Below are 23,357 nucleotides of genomic sequence, written 5' to 3'. Positions count from 1 at the left end.
TTCCTAAAGAACTTGAGCGACAGACGCGACCAACTGGCCATCGAGGATATCGACCTGGCGGCTGGCCTGGTCGGCATGGCTCTGCGAGTGGGTGACCATGATGATGGTAGCGCCCGCCTTGTTCAGGCTCTTCAGGATTTCCATCACCTGCGCGCCGTTTTCGGTATCGAGATTGCCGGTCGGCTCATCCGCCAGGATCAGGTCGGGGGCGCCTACAATGGCGCGGGCGATGGCGGCGCGCTGCTGCTGGCCACCGGAAAGCTGGTGCGGGAAATGGCGGGCGCGATGCGCAATGCCGACCTTGTCCATGGCACCTTCGATCGCCTGCCGGCGGCCGCCCTTGATGCCGCCGCGATAGAGCAGGCCCAGTTCGATATTCTCATAGATGGTCAGGTCATCGACCAGATTGAAGCTCTGGAAGATGAAGCCGAGATGGCGGGCGCGATGCTTTGCCAGGTTTTTCTCGCTCATCTTCGCCAGGTCGGCACCATCAAACAGGTATGCGCCGGAGGTCGGGCGATCGATCGTGCCGAGGATATTCAGCAAGGTCGATTTTCCGCAGCCGGAAGGCCCCATGATGGCGACAAACTCTCCGCGCTTGATGTGCAGCGAGATATTGTGAAGGGCCGTGGTCTCGACCTCATCAGAGCGGTAGAGGCGGGTGATATCCTGGAGTTCGATGAGGTTGGTCATTTTGCGCTCTTGCTTAGGGAAGGCGATGGGTAAGACGAAGGTGTTGGGCCTTGGTGAGGTTTTGCGTGCCGCCGGTGACGACGTGTTCGCCGGGCTTGAGGCCGGAAAGGATTTCGACATATTCCGGATTGCGGCGGCCGACGGTGACGGCGCGGCGGCTGGCCTTGTCACCGCTGGCGTTCAGAACGAAGATCGAAGTACCGCCGCTGTCATTCAGCCACGAGCCGGAAGGCGCCAGGAGCGCTATTTCCGTGGCGCCGAGCGACAGGCGGACATCGACAGTTTCGCCGCGTTTGAGGTCGGCGGGCATCCGGTCGAATTCGAGTTCGACGGTGATCCGGCCATTATTGACCTGCGGGAATACCTTGCTAATGTGGACAGCAAAGTCCTTGCCGTGGACATTTGCGGTGGCCTTCAGCCCGACCGACAGACGGCTGAGGTAGAATTCATCAACCTCGGCCTTCAGCTTGTAGGTGCCTTCGGAATCGACCTCACCCAGTGGATCGCCCATCTTCACGGCCTGACCCGGCTTGAGGTTGAAATCGGTCAGGCGCCCTGCAATGGGTGCGGTGAGATTGAGCGCGTTCAGCCCGCGGCGGACTTCTTCGCGGCTCTGGCGCAGGTCACTGGCGCTGGCGAGGATCTGCTGGCGCTGGCTGACATAGAATTGCGACTGCTGCGCCTGCTGGCTCTTCAAGGCAGCGAGGCGTTGCTTCTGGTAGGCGACTTCATCGACATAGGTCTGGACGGCGGCATCGTTGTATACGCCATGCTCGCGCAGCATCTGGCGCTTGGACAGCTCCTCCTCGGCCCTGTGCAGGGCGTAGGCGACATCGGCCACGGCCTGCTCATTCGCCTGTTGCTGGGTTTGCAGATTCATCAACTGGTTATTGGTATCGCTGAGGCGGGCGGAGATATCGGCCTCGCGTGACGACACCTGAAGCGTCAGGTCCGGATTGCCCAGCATGGCCAGAGGCTGACCGGGCGTGACCATGACGCCGTCCGATGCCGCGACGCTGATGACCCGGCCATTGGTCTCGGCGGTGATATAGGTGATATCCAGCGGCTCAACGGCGGCGCGCAGGGCAACATAGTCCTGGAACGCCGCGCGGGTGACCTCGCCGGTATCGAGGCTGTCCGCGGCGACCGTGACGGTATTGGGCGGCGGCAAAAGGACGAAGGCACCAAGGGCGACCACTACCACCATACCGGCGGCCAGGGCGAGCTGGAACGGACGGCGGCGCCACCACGGTTTGGCGATGATGCGGTCAGTGCGGGCGGGATTCAGAGGTCTATCGGGCATGATAAGAAGCTAACACAGGTTTTTCAATAGACATAAACTACTATTTTTATTTGACTTTTCGTGATTTTTTACCCCATACTCCCGAAATCGCCCGCCCCAAAGTGTCCGATTCCGAACATGACCAAGCCGCCCCTGACCGCCCTGTTTCTCGATGACGACGCCGATATTCTCGATGCGGCTGAGCTGGTTTTGCTGCGTCACGGATTTACCTTGGTCAAGGCGCAGACACCCGACGAGGCGCGCGAAAAGCTGGCGGCCACGCCGGTCGATATCCTGCTGCTCGATCTCAATTACCGGCGCGGCGACACCTCAGGCGAGGCGGGCCTGAAATTCCTGGCCGAGCAGATGGCGCTGACCCCCGCCCTGCCCGTGGTGGTCGTGACCGGCCATTCCGGCATGAATATCGCTATCCAGGCCATGCGGATGGGGGCGCAGGATTTCGTCGTCAAACCATGGAACAATGACCGCTTCATCGCCTCTATCCGGGCCGCGCTGGAGGCGCCACGCGTCGTTGCCGTCCCGCCGCCCCCGCAGGATCTGAACCTGGAGCGCTCCGAAAAGGAACTGATCCGCGAAGCGCTCAACCGCCATCAGTTCAATATCTCGCAGGCAGCGAAGGATCTGGGCGTGACACGAGCCGCGCTTTACCGGCGGATGGAAAAGCATGGTCTTTAAACGCGCCATGCCGCCGGTTATCTGGCCCCTGATGGCGCAGGCCGGCGTCTTCGTGCTGGGCGGCTTCGGCTGGCTGGCCCTGACGCGCGGTCTTTATGCCAGCGCGCTGGTCTGCGGACTGGGGGCGGTCACCCTCGCCTGGCTTGGCCTCAGCCACAGCGCCCTTGTGCTTGGCCGCGACCGGCTGAAACGCAGCCAGCCGGGCGCGATTTTCACCGCCGAACTGAGCCGCCGGCGTCTGCAGGTGCTGCTGGACCAGACACCTGCCCCGCTCCTGCTGCAACCGGATAACGGCCAGCTCATCGCGGTCAACCGGGCCGCTCGTAATCTGTTCGATGTCTCCTACGCCCTGCCGGTGGCGGCGCGCCGGGCGCTTCTGGACGATACCTCCGGCGCCGCTCCGCTGGGCACGGCCGGCATGGCCTCACAGATCAAATGGAAGGGCCAGACCTTCGCGGTGCATATCGCCGAAATGGAAGAGGCGGATCACCTGTCGCATCTCGCGGTCCTGACCGATATCTCGGCCGATGTCCGTGCCGCCGAGGCCAATGCCCTGCGCGATCTGCTGAAGGTGCTGAACCACGAACTGATGAACGCCCTGACGCCCGTGGCCCTCGATGAGCAAGAGCGCGCTCGACCTGCTGGGCGACGACACGCCGGACTCGCGTGCGGCAGCGATGAAGGCGCTGGAACGCGTAGTGGCGCGCACGGAGGGCCTGACCGATTTCATCAACGCCTATCGCGCCCTGACGCGCCTGCCGCCGCCCGTCATCCGGTCCTGCGGCCTGAAACTGTGGCTCGAAGTGCTGTGCGAAAGTTTCGAGGCGCAGTGGAGCGACAAGGGGGTGCGCTTCGAGACCGAAGTCGTCGAAAATGACCTGTCGCTGATGATGGACGAGGACCAGATGTGGCTGGGGGTTTGCAATCTGCTCAACAATGGCGCGCAAGCCGCGCTGGAAAAGCCCGATCCGCGCGTCCGCCTGCGGCTGAAACATGACGGCGAGACCGTGCTGTTCGAGATAGAGGATTCCGGTAAGGGCATCCCGGCGGAAAGCGCCGATCAGGTCTTCATGCCGTTTTATTCCACCAAGGCGACTGGCACCGGCGTGGGCCTCAGCCTGGCCAAGCAGATTATCGCCGGCCACGGGAGCGCGCTTGTGCTGGCCCCGCCGCAGGCACATCGCCCTGATCCGCTGGGCGGCGCCTGTTTCCATTTTCAGATTAAGGTGGGCTGATATTTTCCGCACCGTATTCCACGCCGATGCGGTAAATTTCCAGCCTTGAGGCCAGTGCTAGCCGGCTAGCGACGCGGGTACACTTGTACGGGGCCGCCGAGGTCCGCAAGCGCAGGCTGCGTACTAATCGTCCAAGGATGGAAATCTACCTGGCTTTGGCGATTTCACTGAGTACGGCTTCCAATGTCTCAAGGTAAAGTGGCTTGACCAGGTGATGATCGAAACCGGCCTCCGCCGTCATGCGACGATGCTCGGCCTCACCCCAGCCGGTCTGGGCGATAAAGACGGCTTTGCCTATATCGGTGCGTGATTTCAGTTCGCGGCAGAGGTCGTAACCGTTCATGCCCGGCAGGCCGATATCGATCATGAAGACATCCGGCCTGTACTCCGGATAGGTGGCGATGGCCTCCTGGCCGTTCGCCGCCAGCCGGTAATCATAGCCGATCATTTCGACCAGCCAGCCGGTGGTCTGCGCCAGGGCTTCGTTGTCCTCGACGATCATGATGCGCATGGGCCCATTCCCGTTATTTGCCTTACCTGGTCCGTCAGCCATGTTGCGGGTCTCCGGCTTTTGCTGCGGTGAGACGTATATCCGCCAACAATTGGGTCAGCAGGTCAAGACTCACCGGCTTGGTGATGTGATGGTCAAAACCGGCCGCAAACGCCTTCTGGCGATCGCTTTCCTGGCCCCATCCGGTCTGGGCGATCACGGTTTTGTTTTTCATTTCGGGCATCTGCCGGAGTTGCCGGCAGACCTCATAACCATCCATGCCCGGCATTCCGATATCCAGCAGCACGACATCGGGCGTCTGCTCACGGGCCATCTCAAGGGCGCGGATGCCCTCGTGCGCCACCATACCCCTGTGCCCCATCAGGTCAAGCATCCACAGGCTGGTCTGGGCGGAATCGACATTGTCATCGACGATCAGCACCTTGAGCGGCGAGGCTTCTTTTGTTTGTTTTTTCCGCAACCCCTCATCGGCGCTTTCCTCCTGCGTATCCATCAGGGGCAGGCTGATCGTAAAGGTGCTGCCCTTGCCGGCGCCTTCACTGACCGCCCGGCTGGCGCCGCCGTGCATTTCCACCAACTTGCTGACCAGCGCCAGGCCGATACCGAGCCCGCCCTGCGAGCGATCGAGATGGCGGTCGGCCTGAGTGAACAGGTCGAAGACCCGCGGCAGCATGTCGGGATCGATACCCGGGCCATTATCGGCGACCTCGATATCGGCCTGCCCTTCATGCGCCCGCATTGTCAGCCGGATTTCACCGCCGGGCGGCGTATATTTGGCGGCATTGTTGAGCAGGTTGGAAACCACCTGCGCCAGGCGCGTCAGGTCGCCCTCCACCCACAGCGGTTCTGCCGGAATATCGAGGATCAGTTTGTGCCTGTTATCCTCAATCAATGGCCGCGAGGTTTCCAGCGCCGACTGAACCGCCGACTGAAGGCTCATCCTGGCCTTGCGCAGGTCGATGCGCCCCCGCGACACCCGCGACACATCAAGCAAGTCGTCGATCAGGCGCACCATGTGGGTGAGCTGGCGATCCATCATGCCGCGCACCTCTTCGGCACGCGGGCCTTCCGGGGCCATGCGCAGGATTTGCAGGCCGTTGCGGATCGGCGCCAGCGGATTGCGCAGTTCATGCGCCAGGGTGGCCAGGAATTCGTCCTTGCGGATATCGGCCTCTTTCAGCGCCTGGGCGTTATCACGACTTTCCTTCAGCAGGCGCAGGTTTTCCTCGGCAAAGGCTTTCAGGTTGTCGCGCTGCACGGCCAGTTGCCGGCGTTGCAGGTACAGCTCGGAAAACACCGCGACCTTGGAGCGCAGGATATCGGCCTCGATCGGCTTTTCGAGAAAATCGACCGCGCCGGCCTCATATCCGCGGAAGCGCCGCGCCCGGTCGGTGACACCCGCCGTCAGGAAGATGATCGGGATGCGCCGCGTGCGTTCGGACCCGCGCATGGTCTCGGCCAGTTCGAAGCCATCCATCTCCGGCATCTGGACATCCAGCAGGGCGAGCGCCACTTCCTGACGCAGCAGGATTTCCAGCGCCTCAGTGCCGGACCGCGCCTTGATGAATTCCAGTCCATCGCGGCGCAGCACCGCTTCCAGCGACAGCAGGTTTTCCGGCAGGTCATCAACAATCAGGATCGGCACGGGGACATGGGCAGGATTCATGACGATGCCGCCTCCCGCAGCCTTTCGGCGATCTGTTCCAGGCTGAGGGCCTCGGCCTGGGGGCTGAATTCGAGGGCGGCTTCCGGCATGGCGCTGGCGTAGGACAGATCAGGCCGCTGGACCAGCCCCCTGCCGCCGGCGGTCATGACCGCCTTCAGGCCCGCCGCACCGTCCGGGTTGGCGCCGGTCAGGATGACACCGATCAGGCCCTCGCCATAGACATCGGCCGCCGTCTCGAACAGCACATCGACCGATGGCCGCGAAAACAGCACCGGCTCCTCGGAAGAGAGCGACAGGCGATGATCGGCCTCGACCAGCAGATGGTAGTCGGGCGGGGCGAAATAGACATGTCCCGGCAGGATATCTTCCTTGTCCTCGGCTTCGCGCACGGTCAGGGCGCATTTTTCATCAAACAGTTCGGCGACCACGCTGTCGCGGTCCGGCGGCAGATGGATGACGATCATGACCGGCAGGGGATAATCGGCCGGCAGTTGCGGCAGGATGGCCGACAGCGCGTTCAGGCCGCCGGCCGATACGCCGATCACCACCGCCTGCGGTGCCGCTTCCCTGGGCGAGGGCTGACTTCTGGCAGATATGCTCATGTCACATCCCGCTTCTGATAGATGCGCTCATCATGTGCGAAATCGCTGAAGGCATCGGCGCTGGAGGAAAAGCGCAGGGTCTCCTTGGATCCCAGGCCGAGAAAGCCTTTGCGCGTCAGCGAGCCTTTGAAGAGGCTGATGGCGCGGTCCTGCAATTCACGATCGAAATAGATCAGCACATTGCGGCATGAGACCATCTGGGTCTCCGCAAACACCGCATCGGTGGCCAGGCTGTGGTCGGAAAAGACGACATTTTTACGCAAAGACTTATCGAACGACGCCGCGCCATAGGCGGCGTTGTAGTAATCCGACAGCGACCCCTTGCCGCCGGAGAGGCGATGGTTCTCGGTAAACAGCTTGATGCGGTCGAGGCTGTAGACCCCGGCCTCGGCTTTTTTCAGCGCATCGTGATTTATGTCGGTGGCGTAGAACAGGGTGCGGTCGAACAGCCCCTCCTCGCGGAACAGGATGGCGAAGGAGTAGAGTTCCTCGCCCGTGCTGCATCCGGCGATCCACACCTTGAGCGACGGGTAGGTCTTCAGGTGCGGCACCACCTTTTCGCGGATCGCCTTGAAATAGAGCGGGTCGCGGAACAGTTCGGAGACCTGCACCGTCAGATAGGGCAGCATGGCCGTCATCATGCCGGGATCGTGCAGGATCATATCCTGCAGAGCGGAGAAGGTCTGGCAGTGGAAATGTTCGCGCGCCTGGATCAGGCGGCGCTTGACCGAAGCCATGGCATAGCCGCGAAAGTCATAGTGATATCTGCGGAAAATAGCTTCCAGCAGCAGCCGGATTTCGATATCCTCCGTTTTCACAGTCCCGGCGGGCGTCACGTCTGTTACCTCGGCATCCATACCCGCACCAGTGAAATGAGCTTTTCGACATCGAGCGGCTTGGCCATGTAATCATTGGCGCCGGCGTCGAGGCAGCGCTCCTGATCGTCCTTCATCGCCTTGGCGGTCAGCATGATGACCGGTAGTTTCGCCCAGTCCTTGCGCTTGCGTATTTCGCGCGTGGCGGTGAGGCCGTCCATTTCCGGCATCATGACGTCCATCAGCACCAGGTCTATGGCGCTGTCGCTGTCTTTGCGGTCATTGGTCTTTTCCAGCAGGTCGAGCGCCTCGCGGCCATTGCGCGCGATCGAGACCACGGCGCCCAGGGGCTCGAAGATATTGGTGACGGCATAGACATTGCGGACATCATCCTCGACCACCAGGATGCGGCGGCCTTCCAGCATGGCGTCGCGGTTTTTGGCCTTTTTGAGCAGGCTCTGCTGTTCCGGAGACAGCTCGGAGACGACCTGGTGCAGGAAAAGCGTCACCTCATCGAGCAGCCGCTCCGGCGACTTGGCGCCCTTGATGATGATGGAGGACGAATAGCGGCGCAGCTTCTGCTCGTCATCGTAAGAGAGGTCGCGGCCGGTATAGACGATGACCGGCGGGAAGGCATAGGCGTCTTCCTGTGAAAGGGTCTCCAACAGCGAATAGCCGGTGGCGTCCGGCAGGGTGAGATCGAGTACCATGCAGTCAAAAGTTTGCCTCTTGAGCAGGTCCAGGCATTCCGCCGCCGTGCCGACGGCTATGGTCTCGGTATCGTTCGATTTCAACAGGCGGGACACGCTGTCGCGCTGGACTTCGTCGTCCTCGACAATCAGAACCCGGCGCATCTGCTGGCTCAGGCGATTTTCCAGCGACTTGAAAGCATCGACCAGTTCATCGCGTTTGACCGGTTTCAGCATGTAGCCGACGGCGCCCAGCGACAGGGCTGTATGCTGGTAATCACTGCCTGAAACGACATGGACGGGAATGTGGCGGGTGCGGTTGTCGCGCTTCAGGCGATCGAGCACCGACAGGCCGGAATGATCCGGCAGGCCGATATCGAGCACCACGGCGGCCGGGGTATATTGCTTGACCATTTCCAGGGCTTCCTCGGCCGAGGTGGCGACGAGACAGAGGAAATCCTGACCATGGGCCAGTTCGTAAAGGATTCCGGCGAACGACACATCATCCTCGACCACCAGAATGGTGCGGCGCTTCGGATCGAGCCGGTCTCGGTCATCCTGCACCCGGCCGGGGGGCAGGGGCTTTTTCGTCGCCTTACCGGTGACGACCGGCGCCGTTTCGGCCACAACAGGGCTGTCGCCTTCGGATGCGCTGCCAAGCAGCGGCGTGATCAGACCGGTGGTGACATGGGCCGGATCATAGGCGAGCGGCAGGGTCAGGGCGAAGGTCGAGCCCTTGCCCGGCGTGCTTTTCAGGGCGATGGCGCCGCCGAGCAGGCGGGTCAGTTCGCGCGAGATCGACAGACCAAGACCGGTGCCGCCATATTTGCGGCTGATCGTGCCGTCCGCCTGCCGGAAGGCTTCGAATATCGCCGCCTGATGATCCGAGGAAATACCTATACCGGTATCGGTGACCGCCATGATCACCTGGTCGTCTGCGTCCGTTGACAGGGCCAGTTCGACCGAACCGCTTTCGGTGAACTTGAAAGCGTTCGACAGCAGGTTTTTCAGCACCTGCTCCAGGCGTTGACGATCGGTTTCGATGGTATCCGGCAGGTCCTTGGCGATCTTGGTGTTGAAGCTCAGGCCCTTTTGCGCGGCGACCGGATCGAAGGTACGCTGCATGTCCTTCATGAGGCGCGCCAGAGACAGGCTTTCCGGACGGATTTCCATCTGCCCGGCCTCGATCTTCGACAGGTCAAGAATGTCATTGATCAGAGCCAGCAGGTCATTGCCGGAGGACTGGATGGTCTGTGCGAATTTGACCTGCTCCTCGGTCAGGTTGCCGTCCGGATTATCCCCCAGCAGTTTGGCGAGGATCAGCGACGAATTGAGCGGGGTGCGCAGTTCGTGCGACATGTTGGCCAGGAAGTCGGACTTGTAGCGGCTTGCCTGCTCCAGTTCGTGCGCCTTGGCTTCGATCTCCTTCGTCGAACGCGCCAGGTCTTCTTTCTGGCGCTCAAGCGCGGCGGTCTGTTCTTCCAGTTGTGAATTGGTCTGTTCCAGCTCGGCCTGCTGCTGTTCGAGGCGGAAATGCGATTCCTTGAGCGCCCGCCCCTGCTCTTCCAGTTCCTCGTTATTGACGCGCAGTTCCTCGCCCTGGCTTTGCAGTTCCTCGGACTGGCGCTGCGTTTCTTCCAGCAGGTTTTGCAGGTTGGCCCGGTAATTGGCCGTCTGCACGGCGATGCTGATGGATTCAGAGACCCGCGCCATCAAATCAAGCGTCAGGTCGGAAACGGGCTCCACGAAACCAAGCTCGATGACCGCATCCACCCGGCGTTCCGCCTTGGCCGGCGCCACCAGCAGGTGACGCGGCCGCCACTGGCCCAGCGCGGCGCCGACCGACAGATGATGGTTCTCATCAGTGGCGGGCAGGTCTCGCAGCATGATCGCCTTGCCTTCGCTGACGGCCGGCCGAGCAGGCCATCCTTCGCTGTGAACGTCACCGGCACTGGCGCCTGCTCCGGCACCCCCACCGTGGACATCCGGCGATAGGCGCCATCGGTCAGGGCATAGAAGGCACCGGCGCTGGCGTGGGCATACTCCGTGAGAAAGGCCAGAATGCTGTGGCCCAGTTGATCCAGTCTCTGCTCGCCCATCATGGCGGCGGATAACCCGACTTGGCCGGCCTGCAGCCATTCCTCCCGGCGACGCATGGCCGAGGCGCGGCTGATCATGATGGTAATGGCGATCGACAGCAGGACACCGATCAGGGCGGTGACCGAAATACTGGCGACCGCCGTATCGTAAGCGGCATCCATCTCGGCGACACGCGTCTTTCGCAGGCCGCTTTCCGTGGTCTGCATCACAGCGACCTGGGCGCGGATGGCATCCATGTCTTCCTTGCCGCGATTGGTAGCCACGCGCGCCATGGCCGCCTGCACGCCATCACTGCGGCGCATCTCGATGACCGTGCTCAGTTCCTGGAGCTTGGCGGCGATGTGCGATTTCAACGGCGCGATACGGCGTTGCTGATCCGGATTGTCACGGGTCAGTTGCTCGATGCGCAGAACCTGCTCCTCGATGCCGGTCAAGGCGTCATTATAAGGGTCCAGATAGCTTTCCTGACCGGTGATGACGAAACCGCGCTGGCCGGTTTCGGCATCCTTCATCGTGGAGAGGATATTGTTCAGCCCCAGCAGGACTTCATGCGTATGGGATATCTGCTCGCTGTCCCGGTTCAGGGTCTGAATATTGACGTATGAAATAATCCCGCTGATGAAAAAGAAGACAGCGACCACGGACAGGCCGAGCGATACGCTCATGTCCATTCTGAATTGTTTGCCTAACCGTCCGGTCTTGCCTCTGTTCATTCGCCTTCCATGCCCCCTGTGCCATGCCCCTTGGCGGTCAGGCGGACTGCCTGGCCGTTCATCCGATTGTCAAAAACCCTATAGGGCGCCCGCATAAGCATCCAATAAGGAGCCGGATATGCCTTATAAAAAACCCATAAGGAGGGTTATAATTCAGGCGCTTAGGGCTTAAACTGGGCCTTTACACCCGCAGCCAAAGCATCAGACCGGCATATCATGACACCACAACTCGTACTCCTGGCCGGCGGCAAGGGCAAACGCATGGGCGGCAACAAGCCTTTTGCGCCTTATGGTCATTCCACTCTGATCGAAACCCTGATCGCCCGCCTAAAGCCCCAGGTGCGCGGTCTTGTCATCAATGCCGGCGCAAAAGAGTCCCCCCTCATCCTGCCCCTGTCATGCCTCGGCCTGCCGCTGATCTTCGATGCCCCGGACCTGATTGACCTGGGGCCGCTGACGGGTGTCCTGAGCGCGCTGGTAATGGCAAGGGCGGTCGGCGATGCCCAAGTCATCACCGCGCCGTGCGACATGCCCGCACTGCCGGAAGACATGGTGGCGCAGCTTCTGGCCGCCCCGCCGGCCGATATCGTCTATTTCAAGGGCGAACGCGACTATCCGCTATGCGCCCTGTGGCGGGTATCGGTCGCCGAGGCCCTGCGCGAGGCCCTGCAAAAGACCGAAGGCGGGCTGGCGGTGATGCGGTTCCTGGCCAGCCAGAATGTGCGAACGGTTCCGGTGTCCGATGACGCGGCCTTCGCCAATATCAACCACCCGTGAGAGACATCGTCCGCGCCGGCGCGTGCGAACGCTCCGGTTGCGCCAGCCCGACCTCGGCAATGAAGAAATCATGCGCCTTCGGCTTGTGCGCCAGGGCGTCCCCCAGCGCCGCCTGAAGGCCAGCATTCGTGGTATCCTCACGCAGCGCCGCGCGCAGATCGACATGGTCGTCCTGGCCAAGGCACATGTAAAGCTGGCCGGTGCAGGTAATGCGCACACGATTGCAGGTGTCGCAGAAATTATGGCTGAGCGGCGTAATCAGGCCGAGTTTGCCCCCTGTCTCCGCGATGCGATAATAACGCGCTGGCCCGCCGGTCGTATCGCTGACACCCTCGACCTGCCAGAAACTGCGCAAATCCGCCAACACATCTTTCAAGGAAACGAACTGCGCCTCGCGGCCTGAAATCTCATCGCCCAGCGGCATGGTCTCAATGAGAGATACATCCATGCCGCGCGCATGGGCAAAGTGGATGATATCGGGAATTTCAGCGCGGTTATCCTCGGCCAGGGCCACAACATTGAGCTTAATATGGATACCTGCGGATTGCGCCGCCTGTATCCCCGCCAGTACCTTGCCGAGGTCGCCGCCGCGCGTGATGCGGCGATAGACTTCCGGCTTCAGGCTGTCGCACGACACATTGATGCGCCTGATCCCCGCCGCAGCCAGTACCGGCGCGGCGCCTTCAAGCAAGGTGCCATTGGTCGTCAGCGTGAGTTCCTTCAGGCGCCCCTCATGCACCTGCCGGCCAAGCCGGGTGATGAATTCAAGCACGCCCTTGCGCACCAGAGGTTCGCCGCCGGTAATGCGCAGGCGCTCGACGCCGCTGTCGATCAGGAACAGGCTGAGGCGCTCCATTTCCTCGAAACTGAGCAGATCCTTGCGCGGGAGGAAGGTCTGGCGCTCGCTCATGCAGTAGGTGCAGCGCAGGTCGCAGCGATCCGTCACCGACAGCCGCACATAGCTGAGGCGGCGGCCAAATCCATCGATCAATGCAGGACGCGAAGACATGAGGCCAGTCTAGTCCCGCATCTGCGAAATAACAAGCTGAGGAAATGGATGGTAGAAGAAGTAAGAAACCCCACCACCCCGCCCGAAGACGGGCGCGGTCCTCGCTCCCCGGCACAGCCGGGGAGGCTTAAGAAAAAACCAGTTTTATACCTCCCCAACGTGTTGGGGAGGGGGACCATAAGCGTAGCGAAATGGTGGTGGGGCATCTTGCTTAAAGCGCCAGACTCAATTGTTCCGCAGTGGTTGTTTCGCGTTCGCCCAGCGAAGACAGAGTCACCCCCAGCAGCCGTATGCCTTTCGCCACCGGAAACACACCCTCCAGCAACGCCCGCACATACCCTGTCAGTTCGGTCTTGCTCGTCACGGGCACAAGTCCCGACCGGCTGCGGGTAATGATGCGAAAATCGGAAAACTTGACCTTGAGTGTGACCGTCCGTCCCTTGATGTCATTAGCCTCGACATAGCGCCACACCTTGTCGATCAGCGGTTCGAGAAAACCCCAGGCGGTATCGAAATCGGTGGTATCGGTGAAGAAGGTGTTCTCGGCGCCGATCGACTTGCGCTCACGGTCCGGCCTGACCTGGCGGTGATCGATGCCGCGCGAGATGCCATAGTAATAGCGCCCGGAGACGCCGAAATGCTGTTCCAGGAAATCAAGCGTCTGGTTGCGGATATCCTCGCCCGTGTAGAGCCCCAGCCGGTTCATCTTTGCCGCCGTCGCCGGGCCGATGCCATGGAACTTCTTGACCGGCAGCGAGGCGGCGAACACCGGCCCCATCGCGGGCTTGACGACGAACAGGCCGTTCGGCTTGTTCTGGTCCGAGGCCAGCTTGGCGAGGAACTTGTTATAGGAGACCCCGGCCGAGGCGGTCAGTTGCGTCGTTTCCCAGATGCGCGCCCGTATTTCCTCGGCGATTTCAGTGGCTGAGGCCATTCCCTTGCGGTTTTCGGTGACATCGAGATAGGCTTCGTCAAGCGACAGGGGCTCGACCAACAGCGTATAGTCCTCGAAAATATCCCGGATCTGACGCGACACCTGCTTGTAGACATCAAAGCGGTGACGCACGAAAATGAGGTCCGGACATTTGCGCTTCGCCGTGATCGACGGCATGGCCGAATGGACGCCGAACTTGCGCGCTTCGTAGCTCGCCGCCGCCACGACTCCGCGTTCCGAGCCGCCACCCACCGCCACAGGCTTGCCGCGCAACTCCGGATGATCACGCTGTTCCACCGACGCGAAAAAGGCATCCATATCGATATGGATGATCTTTCTTTGCGGAGAGGGATGTTCGCCGTCCAATTTGGTTACTCAAGGTCGAAACCACGAATGAACACGAATAGACACGAATGCGTCTTAGGCGCAAATCGCGGAAAATATCTCCAGGCCATTCCAGAATATTCGTGTCTATTCGTGTTCATTCGTGGTGTGTTACCAGTCCGTCTTGACTCATGCCACAACACGAACATAAAGTGAACATGTAAAATACTGCCAGAAACAGGTTGCGCGCTTACGGCATAGTTTGGCACCACATCGGGCAAGACCTGTCAGGAGGAAAACGCACATGACCATCTATGTCGGTATCGGAGGCTGGACCTATGAAGACTGGCGCGGCCCCTTCTATCCCGAAGGCCTGGCGCAGAAACGCGAGCTGGAGTACGCTTCATCCAAACTGACCTCAATCGAGATCAACGGCACCTATTACGGCGCGCAGAAGCCCTCCTCCTTTCAGAAATGGCGCGCCGAGACGCCCGACGGTTTTATCTTCTCCGTCAAAGGCACGCGCTACGCCACCAACCGCAAGAACCTGGCCGAATCGAAGGACTCGGTCGAGCGTTTCCTTGCCAGTGGCATCACCGAACTGAAGGAAAAGCTGGGGCCGATCAACTGGCAGTTCATGGCCACGAAAAAATTCGATCCGGCTGATTTCGAGAATTTCTTCAAGTTGCTGCCGTCAGAACAGGATGGCGTTCGCCTGCGCCACGCCGTCGAGGTCCGCCACCCCACTTTCCAGTGCAGGGAATTTGTCGACCTGGCACGGCATTATGGCGTGGCCATCATCACCGGCGTCGACAGCGATTTTCCGGTCATTGCCGACCTGACCGCCGATTTCGCCTATGTCCGCATCATGGGCACCACCGACCAGCATGAAAAAGGCTATAGCGAACAGGCGCTCGATGAATGGGCCTATCGCGCCCGCACCCTAGCCGAAGGGCAGGTGCCCGGCGATCTGGCAACCTATGGCGAAAAGCCCGCGCCTAAGCCGCACGACGTCTTCCTGTATGTTATCAGCGGCCATAAGGTGCTGAATCCCGCGGCCGCCATGGCCCTCATCGAGAGACTGAAATAGATGAAAAAGACCGTATGGGGCGTGCTCAGCACGGCAAAAATCGGCATCACCAAGGTGATCCCGGCCCTGATGCAGAGCGAGCTGATCCGTGTAAAGGCCATCGCCTCGCGTGACGGCTCGGCCGCTAAAAATGCCGCCGAAAAGCTTGGGCTGGAAACCGCCTATGGATCATATGAAGACCTGATCGCCGATCCCGACATCGAGGTCATCTACAACCCCCTGCCCAACCACCTGCATGTGCCGATGACCCTGGCGGCGGCCCGTGCCGGCAAGCACGTCCTGTGCGAAAAGCCGATGGCGCTCTATGCCACCGAGATCGACCAACTGGCCGAGGTAGCGACTAAGGTCCACATCATGGAAGCCTTTATGGTGCGCCATTCGCTGCAATGGCTGGAGGCGCGCCGTCTGATCCGCGAAGGCGCGATCGGCACGCCGAAGATCATCCAGTCCTGGTTCAGTTATAACAATATGGACGCCAATAATATTCGCAACAAGGTCGAATGGGGTGGCGGCGGACTGATGGATATTGGTTGTTACCCGATCGTCGCCGGGCGCTTCTTTTTCGAGGCCGAGCCGGTGCGCGTCATGGCCCTGTTCAGCCGCGATGCCAATTTCGGCACCGACACCATTACCTCCGGCCTGCTCGATTTCGGTGAGGGGCGCCAACTGACCTTCGCGGTTTCGACCGCGCTGGCACCCGGCCAGGCGGTCACCATCATGGGCGACAAGGCCCGCCTTAGTCTCTCCATCCCGTTCAACCAGCCACCCGACAAGCCCCAGATCATCACCATCGATGACGGCCAGAGCTTCAACGGCGCCACGGCGGTGACGCACACCCTGCAACCATCGAACCAGTACGCCCTGATGGGTGAAGCCTTCGCACGCGCTGTCACCGGCGCGGTCCCCCTGCCCTACGGCATCGAGGACGCCCGCATCAATATGCGCATCATCGATGCCCTGTTCCGTTCGGAAACCTCCGGTCGCTGGGAAACCCTTTCCGGTTAAGGCGTGGAGCGTCATTCAACGCTGTATCAGGCGCTGGGCGGCGGCACATAGACCGCCGCCTTAAAATCGACCTACGACTGAATAAAGGCCAGCAGGTCCGGATTAATGACATCGGCGTGGGTGGTACACATGCCGTGCGGAAAGCCTTCGTAGATTTTCAGCGTGCCGTGCTTGACCAGCTTGATAGCTTCGAGCGCTGCCGCCTTGTAAGGCACGATCTGGTCGTCATCACCGTGCATGATCAGCACCGGCACATCTATGGCCTTCAGGTCAGCGCTCAGATCGGTTTCGGAAAAGGCCTTGATGCCTTCATAGTGCGCTTTGGCACTGCCCATCATGCCCTGACGCCACCAGTTGTCGATCACGCCATCGATCGGTTTTGCGCCGTCCCGATTAAAGCCATAGAAGGGAATGGGTAGATCCTTGTAAAACTGGGTGCGATTATTGGCCGTCTGTTCGCGCAGGCCGTCAAAAACATCGATTGGCAGACCAAGCGGAAAAGCCTCGGTCTTCAGCATGATCGGCGTGACCGCGCTGATCAGCACGGCCTTGGCAACACGGCCATTCCCACCGAACTTCGCCACATAGCGCGCCACCTGGCCGCCACCGGTCGAGTGACCCATATGGACGGCATTCTTCAGGTCGAGATGTTTGACCACTGCATGGGCATCGGCGGCGTAATGATCCATGTCATGACCGTCGCTGATCTGCGAAGACCGGCCGTGACCGCGGCGATCATGCGCCACGACCCGGAAACCCTTGCCCAGGAAATACAGCATCTGGGTGTCCCAATCGTCCGACGACAGAGGCCAGCCGTGGTGGAACATGATCACGGGCGCCTCTTTCGACCCCCAGTCCTTGAAATAGATCTGGGCGCCATCGGATGTGGTGACAAAATTGGTGCTGGTCATTGGCGGCTCCTTTTGAGCATCTGAGGTTAAGGTCTGGCCTCGCTAATGACGGCAGTATGTCATCTGGTTGCGACATTTTGATCTGCGCATTGGCACTGAAACCTGTCAGCGGCCGTTCTCCGCGTCAAGCATCCATATTGCGACGCAACATTTTCGCCGTTCAAAATTTCGTGCTTAAAAAAATCATCGGCAGAGCCGTGAAATCTGCGCTAGGATCGGGCATGTCTGCTGTCGATGTCGTTATCCAGATCAATCCCGCCGCCCGCGTGCAACTTCGCCATTATGGCGAAGAGCTGAACCCGCTCATCGTTATAGACGACGTTCTGCTCAATCCCGACGATCTGATCGATTTCGCCGCGCAAACCCCTTTCTCGGCACCGGAGGCCACCTTCTATCCCGGCCTCAATGCGCCGCTGCCACCGGCCTATCTTCAAACGCTGCTGCCGATCCTGCGCCCCAGCCTGATGCGCGCTTTCGACATTGGCGACGGCCGACTGCTGTCCCGCGCCTTCTTCGCGCTGTCGACCTTGCGCACCGACGAAATGCAGCCTCTGCAAAAGATTCCGCATTATGACCAGCCCGATCCGCGCTGCCTGGCTATGGTGCACTATCTCGGCCGTGACCAGGTCGGCGGCACTGGTTTTTTCCGGCATATACCCTCAGGCTTTGAATCGATCGACCGTACCCGCCGCGAAGCCTATATGGCGATGGTTGCCAGCGAACTGGACACCCTGGGGGACCGCCTGACCGGCTATACCGGGCCGGATACCCCCAATTACGAACTGCTGGAAACGGTCGCGCCAAAATTCAACCGCGTGGTGATTTATCGCAGTCATGTGCTTCACTGTGCTCTCTTCGATGGCGCCCACCTGACGGACGATCCCCGCACCGGCCGCCTGACCGCCAACAGCTTTTTCACGCCTGTTCGCGCCGCCTGAGTCACACAAGTGTGACAGGCCATTTATTGCGCCGCACCGTGAACCATACTGAATCTTTACAGCCGAACCGCCACTGTCAATCAGAAGCGAGGTAATATCAGCCCCGCCGCCTTCCTTCCATCGACGCCCGCCAAAGGTTTTTTCAGACGGTTTATCTGTGACTTTTTCTGCCGGGCGCATTCCCTCTTTGCGGAGCCCGGACATGCTGCAGGCCAACAGTTTCGAAATTGCCCATGGTGCCGAAGTTGAAACGGCAGGCTTGCCGCAAAGCATCGCCGCGACGCTGAGCTCCGGCGCATCAGGCGATGACGTCGTCCTGTCGAAGGCCGCAATCATCGGCAATTTTCCGCCGCGCCAGTGCGGCCTGGCCACCTTTACCCGTGACATCTACGCCTGCCTGAGCAAGGCCCTGCCGAATACCGACTGGGACGTCATCGCCATGAACGATCCCGGCGCCAGCTATGACTACCCCCTTGAGGTCACCCACCAGATCCCGCAGGATGACATCGCCGCCTACCGCGATCTCGCCGAAACGCTCAATGCCGACGGGACGCAGGTGTTGTTCGTGCAGCATGAATTCGGCATCTATGGCGGCCAGTCGGGCGCCCATCTGATCGAGTGCCTGGAGCGCGTCAATTTCCCGATCGTCACCACTCTGCACACCATTCTGGAAACACCGAACGACGAGCAGAAGCGCGTCATGCAATCGCTGATCCGCCTGTCCTCGACCCTCGTCACCATGGCGCAGAAGGGGTCGGACATCCTGCAACGTGTCTATGGCGTCAGGCCGGAACAGATCAGCGTCGTGCCGCACGGCGCACCGTCCCGCCCCTTGCGCGATACCGCTGAATTCAAGTCCCATCTGCATCTGGCCGGCAAGAAGACCCTGACCACTTTTGGCCTGTTGTCGCCCAATAAGGGCATCGAAACCATCATCGCCGCCCTGCCGGAAATCCGCAAAACGTGCCCCGATGTGATTTATCTCGTCATCGGCGCCACCCATCCGCACCTGGTGAAGCACGAAGGCGAAAAATACCGTGACGGCCTCAAAGCGATGGCGCGCGAACTGGGCGTCGAGGACAATATCCGCTTCATCAACCGCTTTATTAACGACAACGACCTGATCGACATTCTTCAGGCGACAGATGTCTATGTCACGCCCTACCTTACCGAAACCCAGATCACCTCCGGTACCCTGTCCTATGCCCTGGCGCTTGGCCGGCCAACGGTTTCTACGCCCTACTGGCACGCAGTGGAGGCCCTTGCGGATGGTGTCGGCATTCTGTGCGATTTCCATGACACCAAGGCATTCGCCGAGGCGATCTCGCGTTTGCTGGCTTCCGATAAGGCCCGCGCCGATATGTCGATGCGCGCCTACATGGCCGCCCAGCCCTCGCGCTGGTCGGCAGTCGCCCACGCCTATGTCGCCCGCGCCACCGAGGATGTGGCCAATTACGAAGTGGCGAAACCCGTTATCGCCCCGCTGCCCGCACCGCCATCCTGGGCCGCCATCGAGCGTATGACTGATGACTGCGGCATTTTCCAACATGGCAAGTACCGCCTGCCGGACCGCCAGCACGGTTACTGCGCCGATGACAATGCCCGCGCCCTGTCTCTGGTGGCCCGACACGCCCTGGTAACGCCGCCGACGGCCGGACAAATATCACTGGCCTATCGCTATGCCGCCTTCATGAACCATGCCTGGAACGGCGAAAGTTTCCGCAACTTCATGTCCTACAGCCGCGAATGGCTCGATGACGGCGGCTATGATGACTGCAACGCCCGGTCTTATGAATCACTGGTCGATGTCGCCCGTTCCGGGCTGCCCGTCGATCTGCGCCAGTGGGCCTGCGATCTCGGCGCCCAGATCATGCCGAAGGTCGAGGGCTGGACGAGCCTGCGTTCCCGCGCGGTCATGATCAAGGCGCTGGTCCGGGCGTTTGGCGTCTTCGGTGACGGACAGGAAATCCAGGTGCTGGTCCGCTATTTCGCCCGCGACCTGCACCAACGCTACAAACAGCACGCGCGCCCCGGACTCGAGTGGTTCGAGACGGATCTGGCCTATGACAATGCCCGGATCAGCGAAGGGCTCATCCTGGGCGGTGCGTTCCTGGCGGAACCGGACATGATCGAAGCGGGCCTGACCGCGCAAAAGTGGCTGATGAAGATGCAGACCAGAAACGGTGTCTTCGTGCCGATCCCCAATTCCAAATTCTCCAAAGATGGCCCGGATCATCCGCTTTATGACCAGCAGCCTCTGGAGGTTCTGGCCACGATCGACGCCACCTTGAGTGCCTGGCGCATAACCGGTGACAGCCAGTGGCGGGATGAGGCGCTGCGCGCCTTCGCCTGGTTCCACGGCGAGAATACCGCCGGCCTGTCGCTGCTGGACGGGGAAGGCGGCTGCTATGACGGCCTCAATCCGAACGGCCTTAATCTCAATCAGGGCGCCGAATCCCTGCTCTCATACCCCATGAGCTGGGTCGCCCTGAAGGCCGAGTTATAGGTTCGTGTAAACGAGCCACCACGGTTCAAGCGGGTCGTGAAAACGGCCCGCCCTACGCGTTTGTTAAACTACCCATCTGAGGGGTTAATACCATGACCGACATGCTGATCAGCCCGACAATGCTGCGCTCCAATCCGGACCGCGTTGTCATCCTGCCCTTTTCGATTTCTGTGAACCCGCGTGACAGCGCCATGGGGGCGATGTCGCGCGTCACCCGCATCTGCGACGCCATCGCCGCCATGTCTCCCGACACGGTCAGGGAGGAACTGGAAATCGTCAACCGCGACTTCACTGGCCGCCACTGGCAAACCCGCGGCATCTTTCTTGACCGCTTCAAGGCCATGCAAAGCGTTCACGGGGGCATGGAAAACCTTGACGAGGACCACATGGCCCTCATTGGCGCCTATTTCTGTCATGAATACAGTTATCAGGCGGCTGCGGTCATGAACCCCAGCGTCGTTGTCCACCCCGATCAGAACAATTCCAACGGCGGCACCAATTTCATCATGTCGACGCGCACCGTCGGCGAGGGCCACATCTCGACCATCTCCTTCCGGGAAGGCACCTTCTACAAGGATGGCACGATGGAACTGAAGCCGGAAGCCGATTTCGCCGTCGCCGCCAAGCCGCTGGGGAATGCACCGCTCGACGGCGCCATCACGGTCCACGGTCACCAGGCCTGTCCGATTTCCGAAACCGTGCTGTTTCCCGTCACCCGTTCGCAAAGCAATGGTCTCGAAGACCTGCGGATGGTCAAGTTTATCGATGAAAACGGCGCCTCGGCCATCATGGGCACCTATACGGCCTATAATGGCCGCGAAATCGCCTGCGAATGCTTCGAGACCTCTGATTTCCGCTCGTTCCGCCTGACGCCTTTTCGCGGCGCCGCCTCTCAGCACAAGGGGCTGGGCTTCTTTCCGCGTAAGATCAACGGGCGCTGGGCGGCGGTCGGCCGGCTCGATCACGAGAGCATCTTCTATCTGGAGAGCGACGATAAATACACCTGGAACAATGGCGACAAGATCCTGGGGCCGGAGGCGCCGTGGGAGCTGATCCAGATGGGAAATTGCGGTTCACCGATCGAACTGGATGAAGGCTGGCTGGTGCTGACCCACGGCGTCGGGCCGGTCAGGCGCTATTCGCTTGGCGCCGCCCTGCTGGACAAGAACGATCCGCGCATTGTGCTGGCGCGCTCAAAGGAGGCGCTGCTGTCGCCTTCCGAAGACAACCGCGAAGGCTATGTGCCCAATGTCATCTATACCTGCGGCGCCCTGCGCTGCGGGGAATGGATCTTCATGCCTTATGGCGTGGCCGATTCTTCGATCCACTTCGCCTCGATCAAAATAAAGGATCTGCTGGCGCACCTGGGCTATGATGCCGCCGCGCAAAGGGATGCCGCCGAATAAACATAGAAAAGACCTCTTCCGTCATCCCGGAGAGGTCTTTTCAGGTCATACCATCTGGGCTCAGGAGCCCATGTGGTGCTTTTCCTTTTGCGTGCCGGGCACCGTCGTCTTCGGCGTCTTGCCGTTTTCGACGCGGCCTTCATTGCGTAACTGGCGGCCCTTGTCGGCCATTTTGGTGTCGCCCAGGGCTTCACCCAGTTCTTCTTCGGCAGCCCCCGTGGTTTCCTTGATACTGGCTTTCACAGTCATATGGTTTTCTCCTTTAAAATCAATGCCGCGGATACCTCCGCAGTCAGCATGATCGTAGGCTTTCGCCCGTAAAATTGATGCACCGGAGCGCCGGCTCACCGGTAAGAATGAGGTAAGTCGCTTTACGGCACAAAGCCCGTTTATGGCTTCTTTATTTATGGCCGTCCGCCTGCACATGGCTTCCTTAAAGCCCGGCCTTTAGTCTGCAATCATCACGTTCACATCCGCTTCTCTCAAGCCCTTCTCCGCCCCCCAGCCCCTGGGTTTCAGACAAGCCTGATGTGAACGTGACCCCCATTTTTCCTCCCCGAAATATCTGTAACGCCGGACTTTCCGGTTACACTCAGTCAGGAGATTACCCAATGCTGTCTTCCGCCACCAAGGCCGCGGCCAATGTCACCAAGAGCCTGGCCGAACACGACATCCGCAGCAGCGCCCGCGAAGCCTCGAACAATGCCCGCGAAGCCGCCCGTGATCTGAATGACCGCGGTCACGACATCCTGCACGATGTCAGCGGCTATGCCAACGAAGCCGGTCAGAAGGTCCGCGGCCTGTTCGACCGCACGCTCGACGGCAGCAAGAACGCGACCCACAGGATCGAAACCGAGATCAAGACCAATCCGGTCCGCTCGTCCGCCATCGCGCTTGGCGCCGGCTTTATTCTGGGCGCCCTGCTCACCCGCCGCTAAGACGGTTTATATCAGGCGCTGGCGGCTTCAGGAGACACGTCGAAATCATGTTCTGGGTCACGCGAATTTTCGAGCTTCTGTCGGCCACGAAGAACCTCAACGACTCGAAAACCCATGTCATGAGCGCCGTGTCCAACCTGATGCTGGCAGCGCTTCTGGGCCTGTTCGGCATATTTCTGTCCGCCCTCATGATCGCCGGCCTGCTGTATCTGATCTATCTTCAGATTGTGGCGGCCGGCCTCAGTGTTATGACGGCGGCGCTGTCCACTACCGCCCTGACGCTTGTTATTCTGGCAGTGGCCGGTTGGGGCGCCGCCGCGCTTTTCGGTCGGGTGCGCAGCGATATCGAGCAGATTTTTCACAGCCAGACCCCGATCGTCGCCCCCGTCATAAACAAGGTCGGCGATGTGGCGGGCGCTTTCCTGTCCGGCCTGCGCACCTCGCGCAACAAGCCGGGGAAGCCCTCGAAATCCGGGCTGCGCTGACGCCTTCTGGCCTTTCTCCGCGCAAATCGTCC

The 23,357-nt window shown here is 60.6% G+C and carries 21 protein-coding genes and 1 pseudogene; 11 read left to right on the top strand and 11 right to left on the bottom strand.

Annotated elements, in window-relative coordinates:
* Nucleotides 1-3: 3 nt before the first annotated feature.
* Entirely contained in the window at nt 4-693 is a 690-nt protein-coding gene (locus NVV72_09010) for an ABC transporter ATP-binding protein (protein ID MCR6659469.1), read from the bottom strand.
* Nucleotides 694-706: 13 nt separating this feature from the next.
* Nucleotides 707-1,996 carry an efflux RND transporter periplasmic adaptor subunit gene (locus NVV72_09005; protein ID MCR6659468.1) on the bottom strand — a complete coding sequence of 430 codons (1,290 nt, stop codon included), beginning with the start codon at nt 1,994-1,996 and terminating at the stop codon, nt 707-709.
* A gap of 117 nt (nt 1,997-2,113) precedes the next feature.
* Here NVV72_09005 and NVV72_09000 point away from each other — a divergent pair, with 117 nt between their 5' ends.
* Genes NVV72_09000 through NVV72_08990 form a run of 3 tightly spaced genes read left to right on the top strand, consistent with a single transcriptional unit; the run spans nt 2,114 to nt 3,906 of the window.
* Entirely contained in the window at nt 2,114-2,671 is a 558-nt protein-coding gene (locus tag NVV72_09000) for a response regulator (GenBank protein ID MCR6659467.1), read from the top strand.
* A complete protein-coding gene (locus NVV72_08995; protein MCR6659466.1) occupies nt 2,661-3,548 on the top strand; it encodes a hypothetical protein in 888 nt (295 codons plus the stop codon). Before NVV72_09000 ends, NVV72_08995 begins: the two co-directional genes overlap by 11 nt.
* Complete coding sequence (locus tag NVV72_08990; GenBank protein MCR6659465.1) at nt 3,517-3,906, top strand: ATP-binding protein; 390 nt, start codon at nt 3,517-3,519, stop codon at nt 3,904-3,906. The genes NVV72_08995 and NVV72_08990 overlap by 32 nt, the downstream gene beginning before the upstream one ends.
* A 145-nt stretch (nt 3,907-4,051) precedes the next feature.
* Here NVV72_08990 and NVV72_08985 read toward each other — a convergent pair whose 3' ends face one another.
* The 5 genes and pseudogenes from NVV72_08985 to NVV72_08965 all read right to left on the bottom strand — a co-directional run bounded on the left by NVV72_08985 (nt 4,052) and on the right by NVV72_08965 (nt 10,960).
* Nucleotides 4,052-4,417, bottom strand: a complete 366-nt coding sequence (locus NVV72_08985) for a response regulator (protein ID MCR6659464.1) — start codon at nt 4,415-4,417, stop codon at nt 4,052-4,054.
* Between the two features lie 34 nt (nt 4,418-4,451).
* Complete coding sequence (locus tag NVV72_08980) at nt 4,452-6,083, bottom strand: response regulator (protein MCR6659463.1); 1,632 nt, start codon at nt 6,081-6,083, stop codon at nt 4,452-4,454.
* Nucleotides 6,080-6,685 (bottom strand): chemotaxis protein CheB, encoded by a 606-nt coding sequence (locus NVV72_08975; GenBank protein ID MCR6659462.1) that lies wholly within the window; start codon nt 6,683-6,685, stop codon nt 6,080-6,082. Before NVV72_08975 ends, NVV72_08980 begins: the two co-directional genes overlap by 4 nt.
* Nucleotides 6,682-7,542 carry a protein-glutamate O-methyltransferase CheR gene (locus NVV72_08970; GenBank protein ID MCR6659461.1) on the bottom strand — a complete coding sequence of 287 codons (861 nt, stop codon included), beginning with the start codon at nt 7,540-7,542 and terminating at the stop codon, nt 6,682-6,684. Before NVV72_08970 ends, NVV72_08975 begins: the two co-directional genes overlap by 4 nt.
* Nucleotides 7,527-10,960: pseudogene (locus tag NVV72_08965) on the bottom strand (response regulator). The gene NVV72_08970 and the pseudogene NVV72_08965 overlap by 16 nt, the downstream one beginning before the upstream one ends.
* Nucleotides 10,961-11,218: 258 nt before the next feature.
* On the opposite strand from NVV72_08965, the gene NVV72_08960 reads away from it, so the two are divergent.
* Complete coding sequence (locus NVV72_08960) at nt 11,219-11,779, top strand: molybdenum cofactor guanylyltransferase (protein MCR6659460.1); 561 nt, start codon at nt 11,219-11,221, stop codon at nt 11,777-11,779.
* Here the strand turns inward: NVV72_08960 and moaA are convergent.
* Nucleotides 11,766-12,788 carry a GTP 3',8-cyclase MoaA gene (gene moaA, locus NVV72_08955; GenBank protein MCR6659459.1) on the bottom strand — a complete coding sequence of 341 codons (1,023 nt, stop codon included), beginning with the start codon at nt 12,786-12,788 and terminating at the stop codon, nt 11,766-11,768. The two genes, NVV72_08960 and moaA, sit on opposite strands and share 14 nt — an antisense overlap.
* Before the next feature lie 211 nt (nt 12,789-12,999).
* Nucleotides 13,000-14,088, bottom strand: a complete 1,089-nt coding sequence (dinB, locus tag NVV72_08950; protein ID MCR6659458.1) for a DNA polymerase IV — start codon at nt 14,086-14,088, stop codon at nt 13,000-13,002.
* Nucleotides 14,089-14,350: 262 nt separating this feature from the next.
* Between dinB and NVV72_08945 the strand changes: the two genes are divergently transcribed.
* On the top strand, nt 14,351-15,136 hold the full coding sequence (locus NVV72_08945; protein ID MCR6659457.1) for a DUF72 domain-containing protein: 786 nt from the start codon (nt 14,351-14,353) through the stop codon (nt 15,134-15,136).
* Nucleotides 15,137-16,141 carry a Gfo/Idh/MocA family oxidoreductase gene (locus NVV72_08940; GenBank protein MCR6659456.1) on the top strand — a complete coding sequence of 335 codons (1,005 nt, stop codon included), beginning with the start codon at nt 15,137-15,139 and terminating at the stop codon, nt 16,139-16,141.
* Nucleotides 16,142-16,212: 71 nt separating this feature from the next.
* Here the strand turns inward: NVV72_08940 and NVV72_08935 are convergent, their stop codons facing one another.
* On the bottom strand, nt 16,213-17,052 hold the full coding sequence (locus tag NVV72_08935) for an alpha/beta hydrolase (protein MCR6659455.1): 840 nt from the start codon (nt 17,050-17,052) through the stop codon (nt 16,213-16,215).
* Between the two features lie 221 nt (nt 17,053-17,273).
* Between NVV72_08935 and NVV72_08930 the strand changes: the two genes are divergently transcribed.
* From NVV72_08930 to NVV72_08920, 3 genes are all read left to right on the top strand, one after another.
* The gene (locus tag NVV72_08930; protein MCR6659454.1) at nt 17,274-17,990 is read left to right on the top strand and encodes a DUF6445 family protein; all 717 of its coding nucleotides are present in this window, start codon (nt 17,274-17,276) and stop codon (nt 17,988-17,990) included.
* A gap of 202 nt (nt 17,991-18,192) precedes the next feature.
* Complete coding sequence (locus tag NVV72_08925) at nt 18,193-20,496, top strand: glycosyltransferase family 4 protein (GenBank protein MCR6659453.1); 2,304 nt, start codon at nt 18,193-18,195, stop codon at nt 20,494-20,496.
* 92 nt (nt 20,497-20,588) lie between these two features.
* Complete coding sequence (locus tag NVV72_08920; GenBank protein MCR6659452.1) at nt 20,589-21,902, top strand: glycoside hydrolase family 130 protein; 1,314 nt, start codon at nt 20,589-20,591, stop codon at nt 21,900-21,902.
* 60 nt (nt 21,903-21,962) lie between these two features.
* Here the strand turns inward: NVV72_08920 and NVV72_08915 are convergent, their stop codons facing one another.
* Entirely contained in the window at nt 21,963-22,151 is a 189-nt protein-coding gene (locus tag NVV72_08915) for a hypothetical protein (protein ID MCR6659451.1), read from the bottom strand.
* Between the two features lie 362 nt (nt 22,152-22,513).
* Between NVV72_08915 and NVV72_08910 the strand changes: the two genes are divergently transcribed.
* The gene (locus NVV72_08910; protein MCR6659450.1) at nt 22,514-22,840 is read left to right on the top strand and encodes a hypothetical protein; all 327 of its coding nucleotides are present in this window, start codon (nt 22,514-22,516) and stop codon (nt 22,838-22,840) included.
* 47 nt (nt 22,841-22,887) lie between these two features.
* On the top strand, nt 22,888-23,325 hold the full coding sequence (locus tag NVV72_08905) for a hypothetical protein (GenBank protein ID MCR6659449.1): 438 nt from the start codon (nt 22,888-22,890) through the stop codon (nt 23,323-23,325).
* The last annotated feature ends 32 nt before the right edge of the window (nt 23,326-23,357 follow it).

Source organism: Asticcacaulis sp. (assembly GCA_024707255.1).
Lineage (GTDB): Bacteria > Pseudomonadota > Alphaproteobacteria > Caulobacterales > Caulobacteraceae > Asticcacaulis.
The sequence above is the reverse complement of the archived record's forward strand: the minus strand, read 5'-3'. Positions and strand labels throughout refer to the sequence as shown.

Coding starts and splice junctions, on each gene's coding strand:
- NVV72_08960 (MCR6659460.1), top strand. CDS start 11,219: ATGACACCACAACTCGTACTCCTGGCCGGCGGCAAGGGCAAACGCATG.
- NVV72_08970 (MCR6659461.1), bottom strand. CDS start 7,542: ATGGATGCCGAGGTAACAGACGTGACGCCCGCCGGGACTGTGAAAACG.
- NVV72_09000 (MCR6659467.1), top strand. CDS start 2,114: ATGACCAAGCCGCCCCTGACCGCCCTGTTTCTCGATGACGACGCCGAT.
- NVV72_08910 (MCR6659450.1), top strand. CDS start 22,514: ATGCTGTCTTCCGCCACCAAGGCCGCGGCCAATGTCACCAAGAGCCTG.
- NVV72_08945 (MCR6659457.1), top strand. CDS start 14,351: ATGACCATCTATGTCGGTATCGGAGGCTGGACCTATGAAGACTGGCGC.
- NVV72_08975 (MCR6659462.1), bottom strand. CDS start 6,685: ATGAGCATATCTGCCAGAAGTCAGCCCTCGCCCAGGGAAGCGGCACCG.
- NVV72_09010 (MCR6659469.1), bottom strand. CDS start 693: ATGACCAACCTCATCGAACTCCAGGATATCACCCGCCTCTACCGCTCT.
- NVV72_08995 (MCR6659466.1), top strand. CDS start 2,661: ATGGTCTTTAAACGCGCCATGCCGCCGGTTATCTGGCCCCTGATGGCG.
- NVV72_08935 (MCR6659455.1), bottom strand. CDS start 17,052: ATGACCAGCACCAATTTTGTCACCACATCCGATGGCGCCCAGATCTAT.
- NVV72_08905 (MCR6659449.1), top strand. CDS start 22,888: ATGTTCTGGGTCACGCGAATTTTCGAGCTTCTGTCGGCCACGAAGAAC.
- NVV72_08940 (MCR6659456.1), top strand. CDS start 15,137: ATGAAAAAGACCGTATGGGGCGTGCTCAGCACGGCAAAAATCGGCATC.
- NVV72_08915 (MCR6659451.1), bottom strand. CDS start 22,151: ATGACTGTGAAAGCCAGTATCAAGGAAACCACGGGGGCTGCCGAAGAA.
- NVV72_08920 (MCR6659452.1), top strand. CDS start 20,589: ATGACCGACATGCTGATCAGCCCGACAATGCTGCGCTCCAATCCGGAC.
- NVV72_08930 (MCR6659454.1), top strand. CDS start 17,274: ATGTCTGCTGTCGATGTCGTTATCCAGATCAATCCCGCCGCCCGCGTG.
- NVV72_09005 (MCR6659468.1), bottom strand. CDS start 1,996: ATGCCCGATAGACCTCTGAATCCCGCCCGCACTGACCGCATCATCGCC.
- NVV72_08980 (MCR6659463.1), bottom strand. CDS start 6,083: ATGAATCCTGCCCATGTCCCCGTGCCGATCCTGATTGTTGATGACCTG.
- NVV72_08925 (MCR6659453.1), top strand. CDS start 18,193: ATGCTGCAGGCCAACAGTTTCGAAATTGCCCATGGTGCCGAAGTTGAA.
- moaA (MCR6659459.1), bottom strand. CDS start 12,788: ATGTCTTCGCGTCCTGCATTGATCGATGGATTTGGCCGCCGCCTCAGC.
- NVV72_08985 (MCR6659464.1), bottom strand. CDS start 4,417: ATGCGCATCATGATCGTCGAGGACAACGAAGCCCTGGCGCAGACCACC.